The sequence below is a fragment of the Methylosinus sp. RM1 genome, assembly GCF_011378635.1.
GTDB lineage: Bacteria > Pseudomonadota > Alphaproteobacteria > Rhizobiales > Beijerinckiaceae > Methylosinus > Methylosinus sporium.
The window spans coordinates 55,515-74,055 of sequence record NZ_WOVC01000003.1 but is presented as its reverse complement, the minus strand read 5'-3'; the positions used below and the strand labels follow the sequence as shown (position 1 = coordinate 74,055).

Annotated in this window: 15 protein-coding genes; 9 read left to right on the top strand and 6 right to left on the bottom strand. The window is 66.3% G+C overall.

Features of this window, described 5'->3' with window-relative positions; all coding sequences use genetic code 11:
- Positions 1-2 precede the first annotated feature (2 nt).
- Entirely contained in the window at positions 3-2,786 is a 2,784-nt protein-coding gene (locus tag FMZ75_RS02740) for a heavy metal translocating P-type ATPase (RefSeq protein WP_166141223.1), read from the top strand.
- Between the two features lie 10 nt (positions 2,787-2,796).
- Positions 2,797-3,660 (top strand): NAD(P)-dependent oxidoreductase, encoded by an 864-nt coding sequence (locus FMZ75_RS02735; protein ID WP_166141222.1) that lies wholly within the window; start codon positions 2,797-2,799, stop codon positions 3,658-3,660.
- 8 nt (positions 3,661-3,668) lie between these two features.
- On the opposite strand, the gene FMZ75_RS02730 is transcribed toward FMZ75_RS02735, so the two are convergent.
- Positions 3,669-4,526: a nickel/cobalt efflux transporter gene (locus FMZ75_RS02730; protein WP_166141221.1), complete on the bottom strand. Its 858-nt coding sequence runs from the start codon at positions 4,524-4,526 to the stop codon at positions 3,669-3,671.
- Positions 4,527-4,733: 207 nt separating this feature from the next.
- Between FMZ75_RS02730 and FMZ75_RS02725 the strand changes: the two genes are divergently transcribed.
- The 5 genes from FMZ75_RS02725 (at position 4,734) to FMZ75_RS02705 (ending at position 10,707) form a co-directional block, all read left to right on the top strand.
- Positions 4,734-6,317: a CHAD domain-containing protein gene (locus FMZ75_RS02725; protein ID WP_166141220.1), complete on the top strand. Its 1,584-nt coding sequence runs from the start codon at positions 4,734-4,736 to the stop codon at positions 6,315-6,317.
- 78 nt (positions 6,318-6,395) lie between these two features.
- Entirely contained in the window at positions 6,396-7,574 is a 1,179-nt protein-coding gene (locus tag FMZ75_RS02720) for a glycosyltransferase family 4 protein (RefSeq protein WP_166141219.1), read from the top strand.
- Positions 7,528-9,801, top strand: coding sequence for an amylo-alpha-1,6-glucosidase (locus FMZ75_RS02715; RefSeq protein WP_166141218.1), 2,274 nt, complete (start codon positions 7,528-7,530; stop codon positions 9,799-9,801). The genes FMZ75_RS02720 and FMZ75_RS02715 overlap by 47 nt, the downstream gene beginning before the upstream one ends.
- A gap of 81 nt (positions 9,802-9,882) precedes the next feature.
- Complete coding sequence (locus FMZ75_RS02710) at positions 9,883-10,290, top strand: PRC-barrel domain-containing protein (RefSeq protein ID WP_108917181.1); 408 nt, start codon at positions 9,883-9,885, stop codon at positions 10,288-10,290.
- A gap of 120 nt (positions 10,291-10,410) precedes the next feature.
- Entirely contained in the window at positions 10,411-10,707 is a 297-nt protein-coding gene (locus tag FMZ75_RS02705; protein WP_108917182.1) for a hypothetical protein, read from the top strand.
- On the opposite strand, the gene FMZ75_RS02700 is transcribed toward FMZ75_RS02705, so the two are convergent.
- Entirely contained in the window at positions 10,683-12,293 is a 1,611-nt protein-coding gene (locus FMZ75_RS02700; RefSeq protein ID WP_166141217.1) for an FAD-dependent oxidoreductase, read from the bottom strand. The genes FMZ75_RS02705 and FMZ75_RS02700 overlap by 25 nt on opposite strands.
- Before the next feature lie 135 nt (positions 12,294-12,428).
- Here FMZ75_RS02700 and FMZ75_RS02695 point away from each other — a divergent pair, with 135 nt between their 5' ends.
- Positions 12,429-14,450 carry a thioredoxin domain-containing protein gene (locus tag FMZ75_RS02695; RefSeq protein WP_166141216.1) on the top strand — a complete coding sequence of 674 codons (2,022 nt, stop codon included), beginning with the start codon at positions 12,429-12,431 and terminating at the stop codon, positions 14,448-14,450.
- Here FMZ75_RS02695 and FMZ75_RS02690 read toward each other — a convergent pair.
- Genes FMZ75_RS02690 through FMZ75_RS02680 form a run of 3 tightly spaced genes read right to left on the bottom strand, consistent with a single transcriptional unit; the run spans position 14,447 to position 16,743 of the window.
- Positions 14,447-15,121, bottom strand: a complete 675-nt coding sequence (locus tag FMZ75_RS02690) for a 4'-phosphopantetheinyl transferase superfamily protein (protein ID WP_166141215.1) — start codon at positions 15,119-15,121, stop codon at positions 14,447-14,449. The two genes, FMZ75_RS02695 and FMZ75_RS02690, sit on opposite strands and share 4 nt — an antisense overlap.
- A 9-nt stretch (positions 15,122-15,130) precedes the next feature.
- Positions 15,131-16,399, bottom strand: a complete 1,269-nt coding sequence (locus FMZ75_RS02685) for a DUF2325 domain-containing protein (protein WP_166141214.1) — start codon at positions 16,397-16,399, stop codon at positions 15,131-15,133.
- Entirely contained in the window at positions 16,396-16,743 is a 348-nt protein-coding gene (locus FMZ75_RS02680; protein ID WP_142861589.1) for an antibiotic biosynthesis monooxygenase, read from the bottom strand. The genes FMZ75_RS02685 and FMZ75_RS02680 overlap by 4 nt, the downstream gene beginning before the upstream one ends.
- A gap of 208 nt (positions 16,744-16,951) precedes the next feature.
- Between FMZ75_RS02680 and FMZ75_RS02675 the strand changes: the two genes are divergently transcribed.
- The gene (locus FMZ75_RS02675; RefSeq protein WP_166141213.1) at positions 16,952-17,221 is read left to right on the top strand and encodes a hypothetical protein; all 270 of its coding nucleotides are present in this window, start codon (positions 16,952-16,954) and stop codon (positions 17,219-17,221) included.
- Here the strand turns inward: FMZ75_RS02675 and FMZ75_RS02670 are convergent.
- A complete protein-coding gene (locus tag FMZ75_RS02670; protein WP_166141212.1) occupies positions 17,206-18,483 on the bottom strand; it encodes a cystathionine gamma-synthase family protein in 1,278 nt (425 codons plus the stop codon). The genes FMZ75_RS02675 and FMZ75_RS02670 overlap by 16 nt on opposite strands.
- Between the last annotated feature and the right edge of the window lie 58 nt (positions 18,484-18,541).

Sequence of the window (18,541 nt, the reverse complement as noted above, 5' to 3'; positions counted from 1 at the left end):
CCATGGCCGACGCCGCGACGAGCGCAAATTCGTCCGCTGATGCGCATCTTTCGTTCGGCGTGCGCGGAATGACCTGCGCCTCCTGCGTGTCTCATGTGGAAAAGGCGCTGCGCGGCGCGCCGGGCGTGCTCTCGGCCTCCGTGAACCTCGCGACAGAGCGCGCCGACGTCACGCTGGCGCCCGGCGCGGACCTCGCGCAACTCGCCCACGCGGTGGACGAGGCCGGCTATGAGACGGCGATCGAAACGATCGAATTTCGCGTCGGCGGAATGACCTGCGCCTCCTGCGTCGCCCATGTCGAAAAGGCGCTGCGCGCCGTGCCGGGCGTGATCGGCGCCGAGGTCAATCTCGCCACGGAGCGGGCGCGGGCGCGCGCGCTCGGCGGCGGCGATCTCGGCAGAGCGCTGCGCCGCGCCGTGGCGGAAGCCGGATACGAGCCGCGCGAGCTCGAGACGGGCGCGAAGGCCGCCGACCGCGAGAAGGACGCGCGCGAGCAGGAGGCGGCGTCGCTGCGCAAGCGACTCATCGTCGCGGCGGCGCTGAGCGCGCCGGTCGTCTTCCTCGAGATGGGCGCGCATACGATACCAGGACTCGGCGATTGGTTGATGGCCGCTATCGGCCATCAGACCATTCGCTACATCTCCTTCGCGCTGGCGACTCTGGTTCTCGCCGGCCCGGGCCGCCCCTTCTACGAGAAGGGCCTGCCCTCGCTCTGGCGCGGCCATCCGGACATGAACTCGCTCGTCGCCATCGGCACGATGAGCGCCTATCTCTATTCGGTCGTCGCCACTTTCGCCCCTGGCCTGCTGCCGCATGGCGCGGCCGATGTCTATTATGAATCGGCCGTCGTCATTATCACGCTGATCCTCTTCGGCCGCACGCTGGAGGCGCGCGCCAAGGGCCGCACGTCGGAGGCGATCCGCGCCCTGGTGGCCCTACAGCCCAAGACCGCGCGCGTGCTGCGCGGCGCCGAGCAGATAGAGCTGCCGATCGACGATGTCGTCGTCGGCGATCTCGTCGCCGTGCGGCCGGGCGAACGCATAGCGACGGATGGCGTGGTCGTGGACGGCGCCTCTCACGTCGACGAATCCATGATCACCGGCGAGCCGGCGCCCGTAGCCAAGCGCAAGGGCTCGGAAGTGACCGGCGCCACGGTGAACGCCACCGGCGCCTTCACCTTTCGCGCGACGCGCGTCGGCGCGGATACCGTGCTCGCAGGCGTCATTCGCATGGTGGAGCAGGCGCAGGGCACCAAGCTGCCGATTCAGGCGCTGGTCGATCGCGTGACCGGCGTCTTCGTGCCCGCCGTTCTCGCCATCGCCTATCTCACCTTTTTGGCGTGGCTCGCCTTCGGCCCGCAGCGCGACTCCTCTTACGCGCTGGTGGCCGCCGTCGCCGTGCTCATCATCGCCTGTCCTTGCGCCATGGGATTGGCGACGCCCGCCGCCATCATGACCGGCACGGGACGCGCAGCCGAGCTCGGCATTTTGTTCCGCAAAGGCGAGGCCTTGCAGAGCCTGCGCGATGTGACGCTGATCGCCTTCGACAAGACCGGCACGCTGACGCGCGGCAAGCCCGAGCTGACCGATCTCGAGGCCGCGCCCGGCGTCGAGCCGAATGAGGCGCTGCGGCTCGCCGCCAGCGTCGAGGCGCGCTCGGAACATCCGATCGCCGGCGCGCTCGTGGCCGCCGCAAAGGCGCGCGGACTTTCGATTGTCGATGCGCGGGATTTTTCGGCGACGCCCGGCATGGGCGTCGAGGCGACGGCGAAGGGGAGCAAGATCGCCGTCGGCGCGGCTCGCTACATGGCGGCGCTCGGCCTCGATATCAGCGCATTCGAGACGACCGCGACGCGGCTTTCGGCGGAGGGCAAGACGCCGCTCTATGTCGCGATAGACGCAAAGCCGGCGGCCATTCTCTGCGTCGCCGACGCGCTCGAGGAGACCAGCGTCGCGGCGGTCGCCGCTCTGCACGCGCAAGGCGTCGCCACGGCGATGATCACCGGCGACGACGAGCGCGCGGCGCGCGCCATTGCCGCGAAACTCGGCATGGACGAGGTGATCGCCGGCGTGCTGCCGGACGGCAAGGTGGCGGCGCTCCAGCGCCTGCGCGCGGGGCGCAAAATCGCCTTTGTCGGCGATGGCGTCAATGACGCGCCGGCGCTCGCCGCCGCCGATGTCGGAATCGCCATCGGCACGGGAACCGACATAGCGATAGAGGCCGCCGATGTCGTGCTGATGTCCGGCCATGTGTCCAAAGTGCCGGCCGCGCTCGCGCTCTCGCGCGCCACCATGCGCAATATCGCGCAGAATCTCTTCTGGGCTTTCGCCTATAATGTGATTCTGATTCCCGTCGCGGCGGGCGCGCTCTATCCGTTCAATGGAACGCTGCTCTCTCCCATGCTCGCCGCCGGCGCCATGGCCTTTTCCAGCGTCTTCGTGCTGACCAATGCGTTGCGGCTGCGGCGCTTCCGGCCGCCGGTGGAGGCGAGCGCGACGAGAGCGGAAACGCCGAGCGGCTCGGAAGAGAGCGAGCCTGAAGGCTCGCAATTACTGAAATCCCGAGAGGAGGAAAACGAGATGACGACGACGTTCGACGTTCAGGAAATGTCCTGCGGCAAATGCGTGAAGCATGTGACCGAGGCGGTGCAGAAGGCCGAGCCGCAGGCGCAGGTGAAGATCGATCTCGCCACCGGCAAGGTGGAGGTCTCGCCCTCGCCCGAGGATCCAGAAGCCCTCGCCAAGATCATCACCGACGCCGGCTATCCGGCGCGGGTCGCGGCCTGAGCGCGCGCCCATGGCGGGATCGCTCGCAGGCAAGACTCTGTTCATCACCGGCGCGAGCCGCGGCATCGGCCTCGCTATAGGAGAGCGCGCGGCGCGCGACGGCGCCAATGTGGCGATCGTCGCCAAAAGCGTCGCCGAACATCCAAAGCTTCCCGGGACGATCTATACGGCGGCGGCGGCGATCGAAAAGGCGGGCGGCCGGGCGCTGGCGCTGCCTTGCGACATTCGCTTCGACGCGCAAGTGGAGGAAGCCTTGGACAAGACCGCCGCCATTTTCGGCGGCGTCGACATTCTCGTCAATAATGCGAGCGCGATCGATCTGCGCAGCGTCGAATCCATCGAGATGAAGCGCTTCGATCTGATGCACCATGTCAATGCGCGCGGAACCTTTCTCTGCGCCAAGCTCGCTCTGCCCTACTTAAAAAAATCCGCCAATCCGCACATTCTCACCCTGTCGCCGCCGCTCGACATGAACCCGCGCTGGTTCGCGCCCAATCTCGCTTACACAATGGCGAAATATGGCATGAGCCTCGTGACCCTCGGCCTCGCGCGCGAGCTCGCCGGGAAAGTGGCGGTGAATTCGCTGTGGCCGGAGACGGCGATCGCCACCGCCGCGGTCGCCAATCTCCTCGGCGGCGAGGCGGCGCTGCGGCGCGCGCGCAAGCCGCAGATCGTGGCGGACGCCGCCCATGCGATATTGACGCGCGAGGCCTGCGCCTGCACCGGCAATTTCTTCATCGACGTGAATGTGCTGGCGCAAGAAGGCGTGACGGATTTTTCGCTTTATGCGGTCGATCCGACCATGCCGGCCATATTGGATTTCTTCCTCGACGCGCCGATCACCGCAGGCGTGCAGAAAAGCCCGTGCGGCTGAGGGGCCGCTCAGGCGAGCGCCGAAATTCCCGAATAGAGCGTGTAGAGCCCGACGAGGGAGATCAGCGCGCTCGAGAGATAAGGCGCCTTGGCGGCGATCTCCTCGAAGCCGGACCAGCGGCTCGAGGCGTGACGCACGCCGAGCGCGGCGGCGACGCCGACAGCGACCATTGTGATGGCGAGGCCGATGCTGAAACACAGCACCAGCGCCGCGCCGAGCGTCAGCTGGCCGAGCTGCAGGCAGAGCAGCAGCACGGTGATCGACGCCGGGCAAGGGATGAGCCCGCCGGTGAGGCCGAACAGCACGATCTGCCCCGTCGTCACATGGCGGGAGGAAAAGCGCCGCTTTATGTCCTCCGCATGGGCGCGCTCATGCGCATCCATCGTCTCCTCGTCGAGGAGGAGCGACGCGCTCTGCGCGTCGGCGGCGTCATGCCCGTGAGGATGCGCATGATCGTGGTCATGCGGATGACGATGATCGTGAGCGGAGCCATGGGCGTGATCGTGCGGCTCTCGCGGCCGATGGTCGCGCCAGATGCGCCATGTCATCCACGAGGCGACGGCGAGGATCAACACGCCGGAGGCGATCTCGAGATAAGGCTCATTGGCCTCTTCGTTCCAACGCGAGCCGAAATAGAGGCCGGCGAGCGCCACCACCCAGACGATCGCCGTGTGGGAGAGCGTCGCCGAGAGGCCGAGCAGAACGGCCTGGCCGACGGTGCCGCGCACGGCGACGATGAAAGCCGCCATCATCGTCTTGGAGTGGCCGGGCTCGAGACCGTGCAGCGCGCCGAGCGCGACCGCCGTCGGCGCGAACAGCCAGGCGTTGGCCGCGCCGTCCCGAAACAACTCCGCGATATTCGCCATGCGCCCTCAATTCTCCGCCCGAGGCATATACTGATTTTCCGCCCGCCCGTTAAGGCCCCCGCCGCGACGACGGGCCTTTTCCCGCGGTAGGATGAATAGAGAACGGCCGTTTCCACCATATCTAATGGAGCGGCCTCCCCTTGACCGGCTCGCTCGGAGAGCCGAAACTCGCCGCATCGAGCTCGAAAACCTCACGGTTTCATGGTCATGGATCGCCTTCTCGCATCGAGCGCATCCGCCCGGGAGGCGGCGCGGCGCGCCACGCGCAACACGCGCGGCGAGGGCCCGCGCATCCGTCTGGGAACCGATCGCGCCGGAATGAGCGCCGCCGCGCGCTGCGAGAGCGTGACCATCGGCGCCGTCGCGCGGCCGACGCGGCGCATTCGCTCCATCGTCTTCGACACCGCCGTCGGCGATCTTCACAAGCAAAATATCATGCTGCGCGGCTATGAGCTGCATGGCGCCGCTTTCGTCGAACTGAGCTGGGCGCGGCCGGCCGCCTCCGGCGCGCGCGGCTCGATCGAATTGCGCGTGCCGACGCTCCGCACAGTGCTAGGTCTCTCCGAGCCGCTGCGGCGCTCCATCGCCGAACGGCCGCTGGAGGCGCGCAGCGTCGCCGAAACCGAGCGGCGCGAGCGCCTGCTCGAACGGGCCGCAACGCGCATCTCCGTCTGTTTCGACGACGGCTTTGTCGAAGCCGGCGGTCGCCGCTCGAATTTTCACGAGATCGAGCTGCAACTCCTCGAGGGGGCGGAAGAAGAGCTCTGGAACGTCGCCGCCGAGCTCGCGCCGCGCGCCAATGCGCGCGTCCTGCCGATGAGCGAGGCCGAGTTGGCGCTGGCCCGCGCGACCGGCGCCGACCCCACCCCGGTCAAGGCGCGCCGGCCGAAGCTCGCGCCCGACGCCTCGCTCGACGAGGCGATCGTCGCCTTCCTATCGGCCTGTCTCGATCAATTCGTCGCCAATTGGCCGGCGCTGCAATATCGCGCGCCGGAGGAGGCCATCCATCAGATGCGCGTGGCGCTGCGGCGCCTGCGCGCCGGCGTCTCCATGTTGCGGCGCGGCGTCGCCAGCGAGGCGCTGGAGACCGCCTCCACGCGCGCCAAGGACATATCGGCGACGCTCGGAGAGGCGCGCAATCTCGACGTGCTGCTCGACATGCTCGTCACTGGCCCGCTCGCCCAGGCCAATGGCGAGCCGAGCTTCTATGCTCTGCTCGACGCGGCGGAGCGCAAGCGCATACAGGCGCATTCCGCTGTCGCGGCGCTCGTCGCGGCGCCGCAGACGACGCAATTCGTCATCGCTCTTCGCGGCGCGCTCGCCGCGAGGAATTGGCGCGCGCCGCCCGGCGCCGATGGGCGCGCGGCCTTCGATCCGAGCGCGCCCGGCTCGGCGAAGGATTTCGCCGTGCGCTCGCTCGATCGCCTGCACCGCCGCGCGCTGAAAGCGAGCCGCGACCTCGCTTCGCTGACGCCCGACCAGCGCCACGACGCGCGCATCGCCTTCAAGAAAGCGCGATACGCCGCCGAATTCTTCGAATCCCTCTTCGACGCGCATACGAAAGCGCGCCGCTATCTGCGACAAACGTCGGCGCTGCAGGACAGGCTCGGCGCCTATAATGATCTCGCCGTCGCGGCCGAGCTGTTGCGCGGCCTCGGCGAGAGCGAGGCCGATCTCACGCCGGCGAGCGCCTTCGCCGTGGGCTGGTGCGCCCATGCGCGCGAAGGCGGCGCGGTCGACTGGAAAAAGACCGAGAAATCATTGAAGCAGATCGAGACATTTTGGCGCTGACCGCATTCGCGCGGAACCAAGAAGCGCCCCGAGCGTTGACCGGGCGGGGAGCGTTACGGTCTCTCGAAAATGAACAAAATGACGCCTCGCTGGCGCGATCCCTTCCGAACTACGCGTCCGCCGCCTCTCAAAATCGCGCAGATCGCGCCATTGATCGAAAGCGTTCCCCCCCGCCTCTATGGCGGAACGGAGCGCATCGTCTCCTTTCTCACCGAAGAGCTGGTGGCGCAGGGGCATGAGGTCACGCTCTTTGCGAGCGGCGGCTCGGTCACTTCGGCGCGACATGTCTGCTGCAGCGATCTGCCGCTGCGCCAAAAGCGCGCGGGCGATCCGACGCCGAGCTATCTCTTGATGCTCGACCGCGTGCGGCGCATGGCGTCGCAATTCGACATATTGCATTTTCACGTCGATCTGCTTCATTTCCCGTTGTTTCGCGACATTGCGGCGCATACGCTGACGACGCTGCACGGACGCCAGGACCTTCCAGATATCGAGCGATTCTACGCCGGCTTTCCCGAAATGCCGCTGGTCTCCATCTCGGATTCGCAGCGCGAACCGGTCCCGCACGCCAATTTCATCGGCACGGTGATGAACGCCCTGCCACTCGATCTTTTCGCGCCGACGCTTCGTCCCAAGGGCGATTATCTCGCCTTTCTCGGCCGCGTCTCGCCGGAGAAAGGCCTCGATCACGCGATCGCCATCGCCAGAGCGGTCGGCCTGCCGCTCAAGATCGCAGCCAAGGTCGATACGCCGGACGAATCTTATTTTCATGCGACGATCGAGCCGTTGCTCGCGCTTCCGAACATCGAATTCGTCGGCGAGATCGACGATCGGCGCAAAAGCGATTTTCTCGGCGATGCGCGCGCGCTGCTGTTTCCGATCGAATGGCCAGAGCCCTTCGGCCTCGTCATGATCGAGGCCATGGCTTGCGGCACGCCCGTTCTCGCCTTTCGTCGCGGCTCCGCGCCGGAGATCGTCGAGGAGGGAGTGAGCGGCTCTCTCGTCGACAATGTCGAGGAGGCGATCGCGCGTCTCGACCACGTGCTCGCGCTCGACCGCGGCAAAGTTCGGCGATGCTTCGAGATGCGCTTTTCCGCCGCGCGCATGGCGAAGGAATATGTGGCGATCTATCGCCGCCTGCTGCGCGCGCCGGCGCCGGCCGAGCTGCGCGCTCATCCCATTATGCTTCCGCCGACCTATTTCAGGAGGCATGTCGAGGACCAGATCGAACCGGACAACTCCTATCCCACGCTCTAGTCCGAGCGCGCCGCCCGACGCGGGCGACGACGCGCCGCAGACGCATGAGCTGCAATTCTACATTCCGGCGACCGGCCCGCCGTCGCGGCCGCGCCGCACGCTCAAGCACGACGACACATTCGCCGTCTTCGACAGCCATGGCGACATCGGCGCGACAGCGGGCGGGCCGGACGGCCTGTTCGATCACGACACGCGCTATCTCTCGCATCTCGAGCTCTTGATCGAAGGCGCGCAGCCCTTGCTGCTCGACTCCGCCATACGCGACGACAATCTGAGCTTCTATGTCGATCTCACCAATCCCGACATCTTCCGCGACGACAAGATCGCGCTGCTGAAAGACTCCGTCTATGTCTCGCGCACCCTTTATCTCAAAGACGGCTCGCTGCGCGAGCGGCTCGAGGTCTCCAATCAGAGCGCCGAGGAGGTTCGCCTCAATCTGTCGATCGGCTTCGGCAATGATTTCGCCGATATTTTCGAGGTGCGCGGCGTCCGCCGCGCGCAGCGCGGGCGCGCCTGGGCGCAGCTTCTGGCGCCCGGCGCCGTAGCGCTCTATTACCGCGGCCTCGACGGCGCGCTGCGCGAGACGGCGCTCTCCTTCGAGCCCGATCCTTCGCTGCTCGTCGACAGCATCGCCACCTATTCGCTGCGGCTCGCGCCGCGCCAGGCGCAGACGATCTTCCTCACCGCTGCGAGCCGCGGGCGCCTGCCGAAATCGACGCAATCCTTCTTCAACGGCTTGACCGGACTGCATCGCGAACTGAAGACCGCCGCCGGCCAGAGCGCGCGCGTCGAGACCGCCGATCCGACGCTGAATCAGATTCTGTGGCGCTCGACCGCCGATGTGCGAATGCTGCTCACCAAGACGCCCGACGGCTGCTATCCTTACGCCGGCATTCCCTGGTATTCGACCACATTCGGACGCGACGGCGTCATCACCGCGCTGCAGATGCTGTGGTTCGATCCGTCGATCGCGGTCGGCGTGCTGAGGCGGCTCGCCGCGCATCAGGCGACGAGCTTCGACGCGCGCTCGGACGCCGAGCCGGGCAAGATCTTGCACGAGATGCGCGACGGCGAAATGGCGGCGCTCGGCGAAGTGCCTTTCGGCCTCTATTACGGATCGGTGGATTCGACGCCGCTGTTCGTCGTTCTCGCCGGCTATTATGCGCGCCGCACCGGAGACTATGCGCTGGTCCGCGAATTATGGCCGGCGATCGAGCGCGCCCTCGCCTGGATCGACGGCCCGGGCGATCCGGACGGCGACGGCTTCATCGAATATGCGCGCCATACGGATCAGGGCCTGCGCAATCAGGGCTGGAAGGATTCGCATGATTCCGTCTTCCACGCCGACGGACGTCTCGCCGAAGGGCCGATCGCGCTGGTCGAGGCGCAGGCCTATGTCTATGCCGCGCGGCGCCTCGCCGCCCATTGCGCGCGCGAGCTCGGCCTCGACGCGCGCGCCGACGAATTGGCGCGCGCCGCCGAAAGTCTGCGCGCTCGTTTCGAGGAGGCCTTCTGGTGCGAGGAGATCGGCAGCTATGCGCTGGCGCTGGACGGCGAGAAAAAGCAATGCAAAGTGCGCACGAGCAATGCGGGACATGCGCTCTATGCAGGCATAGCGCGGCCCGATCGTGCGCAGAGCGTCGCCGACAGCCTGCTCGATTCCGCATTCTTCTCGGGATGGGGCGTGCGCACGGTGGCGCGCGGCGAGAGCCGCTATAATCCCATGTCCTATCACAATGGCTCCATATGGCCGCATGACAATGCGCTCATCGCGCATGGCTTCGGCCGCTATGGCTTCAAGGAGGGAGTCGCGGCGATATTCGATTCGCTGATCCGCGCCGCGAGCTATATGGAGGCGCGGCGCATTCCAGAGCTCTATTGCGGCTTTCGGCGCCGACGCGGCCGCGGCCCGACGCTCTATCCCGCCGCCTGCTCGCCGCAGGCCTGGGCGGCGAGCGCGCCCTTTCTCTTCATTCAGACGATGCTCGGCCTCGAATTCGACCACAAGGCGAGACAGATCCGTTTCGTCAATCCGACCGTGCCGCTCTCGGCGGGCGAGATCGTCATCCGCGATCTCTCGCTCGGCGAGGCGCATGTCGACGTCGCGCTGCGGCAGGACGCACGCTCGGCCATTTCGCTGCATGTGCTGCGCACGATCGGCGACGTTCAAGTGTCGCTCGTCTTCGACCCGGATGTGCGCGAGCATCCGCTCACGGCGAAAGTGTGAGAGCAGCCGCAGCGCTCGCGGCAGTGCGGAACCATTCGTCGGACGCCGCGTTGCTTCGAAACGAAACAGGAGGAACAGACAATGGCGAGCGCCAACCCCGACTTCAATCTCGTCTCCAGCGAAGACGTCGAAGGCACGACCGTTTTCGATCGGCTCGGCAATGAGCTGGGCGAAATCGATCATCTGATGATCGACAAGGTCTCGGGCCGCGTTCGTTACGCCGTGATGAGCTTCGGCGGTTTCTTGGGCCTCGGCCACAGCCATTATCCGCTGCCGTGGAATTCGCTCTCCTACGACAATGAGCGCGAAGGCTATATCGCAGACATCATCGAGCAGCAGCTTCAGGACGCGCCGGAATTCAGCGACGACAGCTGGAGCGATCGCGATTGGGAGAAACGCGTGCACGAGCATTACCATGCGCGTCCCTATTGGGACGAGCCGCAGCCGTCGCAATGGACGGACGAGCAGCAACCGCGCCCGCGCGGCTGAGGCTCTGCGCTTCGGCTCGCGCGAGGATCGACAGGCTTCGCCGCTATGCGTTAGAAATTTCAGATCGTCGATTCGCGCTGCGCTGTTTCTCGATCCGCTTTTTCGAATGGAGATTTTCTCGTGACTCTTCGACGCTTCGCGGCGCGCGGCCTCGTCGCCGCGCTTCTCATCGCGCCATCGGCCTCCGCTTTCGCGCAAGCCGACGGCTTCTTCGTTCCCGATCTCACCGGACCTGTGCCGGGAGCGGTTCCGGCGCTGACGCCGGGCGTCCTCACCGCCGCGCCTTATTCGTACTATTACCGCTATCCGGCGCCCTATCCTTACGTCTACGCCCGCAACGGCTGTCTGGTGAATGCGGGCGTCTACGACAATTGGGGCGCCTTTCTCGGCTATCAGAGACTGCGCGTCGCCTGCTGATCGGCGACGCGCTTGTCGAGCAGGACCTGATTGGCGTCCAGCGAAAACTCCTTCCACGCCGCCGCAATGTCGAGCAGCGTGACCTGGAGATAATCCTTGGACGGCTTGTGCTCCTCCGGGAAATTGGAGAGCGCGCAAGAGGTGCGGTTATAGTCGATGACGCCGTCGAGCAGTTCCTGAATGAAGCCGTCGAAGGCCTTTTGCGCCAGCGGCGTCAGATCGGACCGGCCCTTGTCGACGGAGACGACGGAATGATCGAAGGGCAGGCCCTCGAGCACGGCGAGCGCCTCCTTCAGCACCGCCTCCATGGCGCCGAGCATGGCGCGCTGGGTGATCTGCTCCTTCTGGCCGTTGGAGAGGCCGAAATTCAGCCGCTGGCGATAGCTGGCGAAAGTCGGCGCGCGCTTGGCGTTCACCCATTCGCGGAAGCGCGCCATGCTGGCTTCGTTGAGCGCCTCGCCCGTGGCGCCTTCGCCGGAAATCATCGTCGACGTCTCCTTCTGATCGAGAAGGCGCAGCCTTATGCGCTCGGCCGCGACCAGCGCGCCTTCGAGATAGCCGCCGCCCTCGCGCGCGGTCTCCGCGCCGCCGAGATAGAGCTTGCCGTCCCAAAAGGCCTGCCGCAGCAGCGGATCGCCATAATCGGGATGTTCGGAGGGCGGGGTGAGATCGATCGTCGCGCAGGTGAAGGGCTCGCGCGCCCAATCCTGAATATGCTGCTCGCCGCCCGCCTCGAGCGGCTTGCCGAACAATTGGACGAATTGGCTGTCGATCAGCATCGCCATGCCGCCGCCGAAGGCTTCCCGCAGCTCCGGCGAGAAGGCGAAGAAGCCGCCGATCGCCGCACGCTCGCCGGCGGCGTCGCAGGCGTCGAAAATCTCGCCGAGAACAGCCTGCTCATGGGTGGCGAAAGCGTTGCCGGAATGGCCCTCCGCACGCCAGGCCGGCGCGCCAGAAAAGCCGACCACGGCCTTGGCCTGCGCCGCCATCCAGGTCGGCGCGCTGCGCATGGCGTTGCGGCTCAGCGCGTCGAGCTCCGGCTGAAAGGCGAGATGCTCGGCGAGCAGGCGCGGCGGAAGCGCGAGCACGGCCCGCTCGGCGGTCACGGTCTCGGTCTCGCCCTCGGTCTCGAAGGTCAGCTCCACATGATCGCCGCGATCGGCGATGGCGCGCAGCACGGAAGAAAGATGGATCGCCTCCGCCGGAACCGCCGCCGTCAGCGCCTCGATCAGCGAGGCCATGCCGCCCTCCAGCCGACGCGCGCCGGAATGGAGATTGGGCGTCATGCGCGTCTCGGGCTTTTTGTCGCCGAAGGCGAGCAGCAGCGCCGTGCCCGGATCATATTGCGGAAAATCCGCGAGGCCGAGCTCCTTCACCAGAGCGGTGATGGTCGGCTGCGTGTCCGGCCAGAACCAGGTCGGACCCAAATCGACGCGCATTCCCGAGGCTTTGTCCTCGACCGACAACACGCGGCCGCCGAGCCGCGGACGCGCTTCATAGAGCGCAAAGCTCACCCCTGCCCCGGCGAGGCCGCGCGCCAGCGCCAAGCCGCAGGCCCCGCCCCCGACAATCACAACGTCCAGCATCGTTCAGCTCCTGAGCCGTCTGGCCTTTTGCTGCAAAGCGACGCAAAGGGCGTGCCGGGATTTTGTCGCTTTTGCGCCCTTTCCGGGCTGGCGCCTCGCGTGCAATAGCGGCAAGCCTCCGATGGAGAGACCGCAGTGACGCAAGACCGCAACCGCCTCGGCGAGGAGACGAGCCCCTATCTCCTCCAGCACAAGGACAATCCCGTCCATTGGCGCGCGTGGTCGGCGGAGACGCTGGCGCTCGCCAAGGAGCGCGGCAAGCCTATCCTGCTCTCCAGCGGCTACGCCGCCTGCCATTGGTGCCATGTGATGGCCGCCGAGAGCTTCGAGAGCAAGGCGATCGCCGCGCTGATGAACGAGAATTTCATCAATGTGAAGGTCGATCGCGAGGAGCGGCCGGACATAGACCATCTCTATCAGCAAGCGCTGCAGCTCACCGGACGGCGCGGCGGCTGGCCGCTCACAATGTTCCTGACGCCGGACGGCGAGCCCTTTTGGGGCGGCACCTATTTTCCGCCGGAGCCGCGCTATGGAATGCCCGGCTTCGCCGATATTCTGAAAGCGATCTCCGAGCTCTGGCGCGAGAAGCCCGAGGTGGTGACGCGCAATGTGACGGCGATCGGCGACGGCCTGAACCGCCTCGCCGAGGCCGCGCCGGCGGAGCCGATCTCGCCCGATCTCGTGGAGACGATCGCCGAAAAGCTCGACGGCTACATCGATCGCGCCAATGGCGGCGTCGGCGGCGCGCCGAAATTCCCACAGGCGGCGAGCCTCGAATTTCTCTGGCGCGCATGGAAGCGCACGGGCCGCGCCTCTTATCGCGAGGCCGTGCTGACGACGCTCGATCATATTTGCCAGGGCGGCATTTACGATCATCTCGCGGGCGGCTTCGCGCGCTATTCGACCGATGAGCGCTGGCTGGCGCCGCATTTCGAGAAAATGCTCTATGACAACGCCCAGCTCGTCGATCTGCTGACGCTCGTCTGGCAACAGGAGAAGAAGCCGCTCTACGCCGCGCGCATAGAGGAGACGATCGAATGGGCGCTGCGCGAGATGCGCCTCGCGGAAGGCGTCTTCGCCAGCAGCCTCGACGCCGACAGCGAGCATGAGGAAGGCAAATTCTATGTCTGGACCGCGGCCGAGGTCGAGGCCACTCTCGGCGCGCGCGCCGCGGCGTTCCGCGCCGTCTACGACATAGAGGATGGCGGCAATTGGGAAGGCAAATCCATTCCCAATCGCCTGCATTCGATGGAGCTGCTGTCCGCGGAAGAAGAAGCCGCGCTCGCACTGGATCGCGCGAAGCTATTGGCGGCGCGCGCGGCGCGCGTGCGACCGGGCCGCGACGACAAGGCGCTCGCCGATTGGAACGGGCTGATGATCGCAGCCATAGCCGGCGCCGCGCAGGTCTTCGAGCGGAACGACTGGCTCGCTGCGGCGACGGCGGCCTTCGATTTCATCGCCGCGAAAATGACGACTACCGACGGAAGGCTGCTGCATTCCTATGGCGCCGGCCGCGCGAAGCATATGGCCGTGCTGGACGATTACGCCGATCTCACCCGCGCCGCTCTGGCGCTCCATGAGGCGACCGGCGAAGCGCGCTTTCTCGAGCGCGGACGCGATTGGATCGAGCTCGTCGAGACGCATTATCGCGACGCGAGCGCCGGCGGCTATTTCTTCACCGCCGACGACGCCGAAGCGCTGATCCGCCGCTCGAAAATCGCAGAAGACGCCCCCTTGCCCTCCGGCAATGGGACGATGACGCAAGTTCTGGCGCAGCTCTATCATCTCACCGGCGACGATCGCTATCGCGCCCGCGCCGAATCCACGCTCGCGGCTTTCGCCAGCGCCGTGCGGCGCGGCATGCTCGGCTATTCGACGCTGCTGAACGGCGCCGAGACTTTGCGCGACGGATTGCAGATCGTCATCATCGGAGCGCGCGAGGCGCTAGACACGGCCGCGCTGCTGCGCGTGGTTCACGGCGTGAGCCTGCCCGGCCGCACGCTCGCCATTGTGGCGCCGGGCGCCGAGCTGCCGCCGGCGCATCCGGCCGCCGGCAAGACAATGATCAACGGAAGCGCGGCCGCCTATGTCTGCCGCGGCGCGACCTGCTCATTGCCGATCATCGAGGCGACAGAGCTCGAGAAAGCGCTTCGTTAGGGCGTCTTCCACGCGAGCGCCGCCGCATAGCCCGGCGGCGCCGTGATACGCGCCACGCGAAGATCGCCCCACTCCGCCTCGGCATGGCGCAGCTCATAGAGATCGTCCTGCCCCGGCCACACAGAGAATGCCTGCAGCTTCTCCGTTATGCCGAGGCCGAGCGCCTTCAGCGCCGCCTCCTTGGCCACCCAGCGCTCGAAAAAGCCAGCGGCGTCGATCCCTTCGCGCTCCTCTCGCGTCAAGGCGATGGAGGAGAGACCCGCGACATCCACCTTGCGATCGGCGCGCTCTATGTCGACGCCGACATCCCAATGACGCGAGACGGCGATGAGCGCGCATGCGCCGGAATGCGAGACATTGAAGAAGAGGCCCGCGCCCGCGAGCCCGAGCTTGCCGTAAGCCCCGGAGTCGAAGCGCAGCGCCGCCGGATCGGCGCCCAGCTTCTCGCCGAGGAGACGCCGCAGAGCCGCGCGCGTCAAGATCATGCGCAACCGATCCTCATGCCGCACAAAGCGCAGCGCACGCTCGCGCTCCTCCGCGCTCAGCGCATCCCAATCCGCCTCGGACCAAGGCGCGGCGAGATCGAAATCGAGACGCGTGATCTCGATGCGCCCTTCGCTCACCGCGGGAGCCCAAGAATGCGCCACGACATGCGCTGATGGATGCGTCACGCGTCCTCCCTATCGCTGCGCCTCCGCCGCCGGCGCGGCGAGCGTCTCGATCGCTCTCTCGAAAGCCGAAGCGCTCGCGCTGCGCAATGGACAATAGGGAATGCCATGGCTCTCGCACAAGCTCTTCACCGCGCCGACAGCGCGATGGCTGACGCAATCGACGGGGAAGAACACGGCGTCGGCGCGCCGCACCAGCTCGCTCAGCATGGCGCGACTATCCTCCATGCCGCCGTCATGATGAATGAGCGAGCCATTGCGTTGCTCCACGAATCGCTGCAGCCGACAGACCGTTCGCGGCCGCCCGCCGACATAGAGCAGGCAACGGCCGCACAGATCCGTCTCGCCCTCGCGTTCCTCGTCGGCGATCGGCGCCGCCGCCACAGCGATCTCCGAAGCGAGCGGCGGCGCCAGAGAGCGCGACGCCGGCGGCGCAATGGAACGCGCCTCTTTCGCCTTCAGCCGCTCGTAGCGACGCTCGAGGCGTTCGTGATCCTCGCGCAGATCGGCGTGAGCGCGGCGGAGCGCGGCGAGCTCGCGCAGCATCTCGTCGCTTCTCTCCTCCGAGCGCAATGCGTCGATTTCCCGTCGCAGGCTCTCGCATTCGCCGGCGAGCGCGCGCGCCTCGCGAAGTTCCGCGCCGAGCCGGACGATCTCGTCGCGCAGCACGGTCAGCTCGTCATTGCGCTCGGCGATGACACTGGCGAGACGCCGCGCGATCTCGGCCTTCTCGCGTCGCGCTTCGGCCACCTCGCGGGCGTCGCCGCGATGCGCAGCGCCGCTCAAATGCGACATCATGTGAATATCGCCGAAAATGCGCGTCTCCACGCCGGGCGTTAGCCGCGGATGGCCGATCAACGCCCAATAGGCGCCCGGAACGAAGCCATTGTCGATCGCGCTCTCCCAATAGGCGAGCAACGCCTCCTCGCCGTCGAGCGCCTTGGCCTTGCGGATCGCGCCCTCGTATCGCGCATCGAGATGCTTCTGCACCGCACGCGAGACGACATTCTCGTCATGCATCTTCTCGACGAAGAGGCCATGCACCTGATAATCATTGAAGCGCGTTTCATCGCCGAGAAAGCCGGTGCGCCGCGCGATCTTACGCAATTCCGCGATCGTCAGGCATGTGCCGACGATGGAGCAGTGCGACGCGCCGACGATCTCCCATATGCGACGGCGCGCGCCGGCGTCGCGACGCGCGAGGGGGGCGAGCTCGAAGCCCTCGCTCGCCATGGCGGATTTCAGCACGCTCAATGAGACGAAAGGCCGCCGCTCGCTCATAGCGCCGCCTCCGCCGCCGCGTCGCGAGTCGTATTGATCTGCTCGAGCACGGAATCGAATCCTTCGAACTCGGGATGGCCGACATAGAGCGGCTTGTTCTTGCCGGCGTCCTTGTGCGAATCGCGAAACTGCTGCGACGTCGTCCAGGCGAGAAAGCTCGCCTTGGTCTCCCACATCGTATGCGAGGCGTAGAGCGTGTGATCCTCGCGCTCCGGCCCGCGCAGCAGATGGAAGGAGACGAAGCCCTCCATCTCCTCGAGGCGCGTGCGGCGCGACGACCATATCTGCTCGAAAGCCTTTTCTTCTCCCTTGACCACCTTGAAGCGATTCATCGCGATGAACATGTCGAGCCCCTTTTCGTCGGCCGCGCGGCGGCCCGGATTGGTCGCCATGGTGGCGCGGCGTCGCGTCGCGATCAAGCCCCGCCGGCGCCCGCGTCGCTGAAAGACTTCCAAAAACCTCCTCTCTGCAAGCTTTCCAGCCAAAGCTCCATGATCTCGCCCGAAACGCCGCGATGATCGACATGGACAGAACGGGAGAAAAGGAGCTGCCATGTGCGACATCGAAGGAGAGAAACGGAAAATCGACGCGCTGCTGGAGCGGGCGGCGCGCGCCGCGCCGGCGAGCGCGCGCGCCGACGAGAGCGCTCTCGCGGACTTCTGCCTCGCCGCCGCGAGCGAATTTTATGCGACCGAATGTCCGGACGAATGCCTGCGCCGACGCTGCGAGGATTTCGCGGCGCGCGTCATGCGTCGCGAAGCGCCGGAAACGGCGCGCGCGACGCCGATGCGACGAGGCGGTATCGCTCAGGCGAAGGCCTGAGCGATATCGGCGACGAGATCGTCCGGATGCTCTATGCCGATCGACATGCGCACCAGCGCAGGCGTGATGCCGATCTCGCGTCGCGCCGTCTCGGCGAGCCCCGAATGCACAGTGGTGGCGGGATGGCAGACGAGCGATTCCGTGCCGCCGAGACTGACCGCGAGCTTGAATATCTGTAGTCTGTTCAAGAAGGCGAAGGCTTCCGTCTCGCCGCCCTCGACATCGAAAGAGAAGGTGGAGCCCGCAGAGCTCGACTGCCGCTGCATGAGCGCGCGCGCCGGATGGTCCGGCGGCAGCAGCGGCGGATAATGCACGCGCGCGACTTTCGGATGCGCGCAGAGATAGTCGGCGACGATCGCCGCATTGCTCGCGGCGCGGCGCATCCGCAGCGACAATGTCTCCAGCGAGCGCGCCAGCATCCAGCAGGAATGCGGATCGAGCTGCGTGCCGATGGCGTTGCGCATGGCGCGGATGGGCGCGAGCGCCGCATGGGCGCCGATGACCGCGCCGCCGATGAGATCGCTGTGGCCGCCGACATATTTGGTGAGCGAGTAGAGCGAGAGATCGGCACCATGCTCGAGCGGCGATTGAAACACCGGGCCGAGCAATGTGTTGTCGCAGCATAGGATCGGACGGCGCCCCTGGCGCGCGCCGATCTCGCGCGCGATCCGCGCCACCATGGCGATGTCGACGAGACTGTTCATCGGATTGGACGGCGTCTCGACGAAGACGATGGCGACATTGCCCATGGCCATCGCGCGCTCGGCGGCGTCGCGCACGACGTCTTCGTTCAATCCGTCCACGAAGCCGACGCTTCTCATGTCGAAAGGCGCGAGCGTGCGGCCGATCAGCACTTCCGTTCCGCCATAGAGCGGACGGCTGTGCAATATCACGTCGCCGGGCCGCGCGTGAGCGAGGATCGTGGTGACGATCGCCGACATGCCGGATGAGAACACCAGCCCCGCTTCGGCGTTCTCATGCACGGCGAGACGATCTTCGAGAATCTCGAGATTGGGATGATTGAAGCGCGAATAGACGAGTCCCGGCGGCTCGTTGCGCGCCGGCGCGCTGCGCCCGGCGATATAGTCGAAATAATCGCGCCCTTCTTCCGCCGTGCGAAAAGCGAATGTCGAGGTGAGAAACACCGGAGGCTTCACCGAACCTTCGGAGAGAGCGGGATCGTAGCCATAGCCGAGCATCAATGTCTCGGCATGGAGACGATGCTCGCCGATGCGTGTCTTGTGATAGCGTTCGCTGCTCATGATCTGTCCCTCTCATCGACCCGGCGCGCATGAAATGCTTTCCATCGCGAATATGATT

Coding starts and splice junctions, on each gene's coding strand:
- FMZ75_RS02740 (WP_166141223.1), top strand. CDS start 3: ATGGCCGACGCCGCGACGAGCGCAAATTCGTCCGCTGATGCGCATCTT.
- FMZ75_RS02735 (WP_166141222.1), top strand. CDS start 2,797: ATGGCGGGATCGCTCGCAGGCAAGACTCTGTTCATCACCGGCGCGAGC.
- FMZ75_RS02730 (WP_166141221.1), bottom strand. CDS start 4,526: ATGGCGAATATCGCGGAGTTGTTTCGGGACGGCGCGGCCAACGCCTGG.
- FMZ75_RS02725 (WP_166141220.1), top strand. CDS start 4,734: ATGGATCGCCTTCTCGCATCGAGCGCATCCGCCCGGGAGGCGGCGCGG.
- FMZ75_RS02720 (WP_166141219.1), top strand. CDS start 6,396: ATGACGCCTCGCTGGCGCGATCCCTTCCGAACTACGCGTCCGCCGCCT.
- FMZ75_RS02715 (WP_166141218.1), top strand. CDS start 7,528: ATGTCGAGGACCAGATCGAACCGGACAACTCCTATCCCACGCTCTAGT.
- FMZ75_RS02710 (WP_108917181.1), top strand. CDS start 9,883: ATGGCGAGCGCCAACCCCGACTTCAATCTCGTCTCCAGCGAAGACGTC.
- FMZ75_RS02700 (WP_166141217.1), bottom strand. CDS start 12,293: ATGCTGGACGTTGTGATTGTCGGGGGCGGGGCCTGCGGCTTGGCGCTG.
- FMZ75_RS02685 (WP_166141214.1), bottom strand. CDS start 16,399: ATGAGCGAGCGGCGGCCTTTCGTCTCATTGAGCGTGCTGAAATCCGCC.
- FMZ75_RS02680 (WP_142861589.1), bottom strand. CDS start 16,743: ATGTTCATCGCGATGAATCGCTTCAAGGTGGTCAAGGGAGAAGAAAAG.
- FMZ75_RS02675 (WP_166141213.1), top strand. CDS start 16,952: ATGTGCGACATCGAAGGAGAGAAACGGAAAATCGACGCGCTGCTGGAG.
- FMZ75_RS02670 (WP_166141212.1), bottom strand. CDS start 18,483: ATGAGCAGCGAACGCTATCACAAGACACGCATCGGCGAGCATCGTCTC.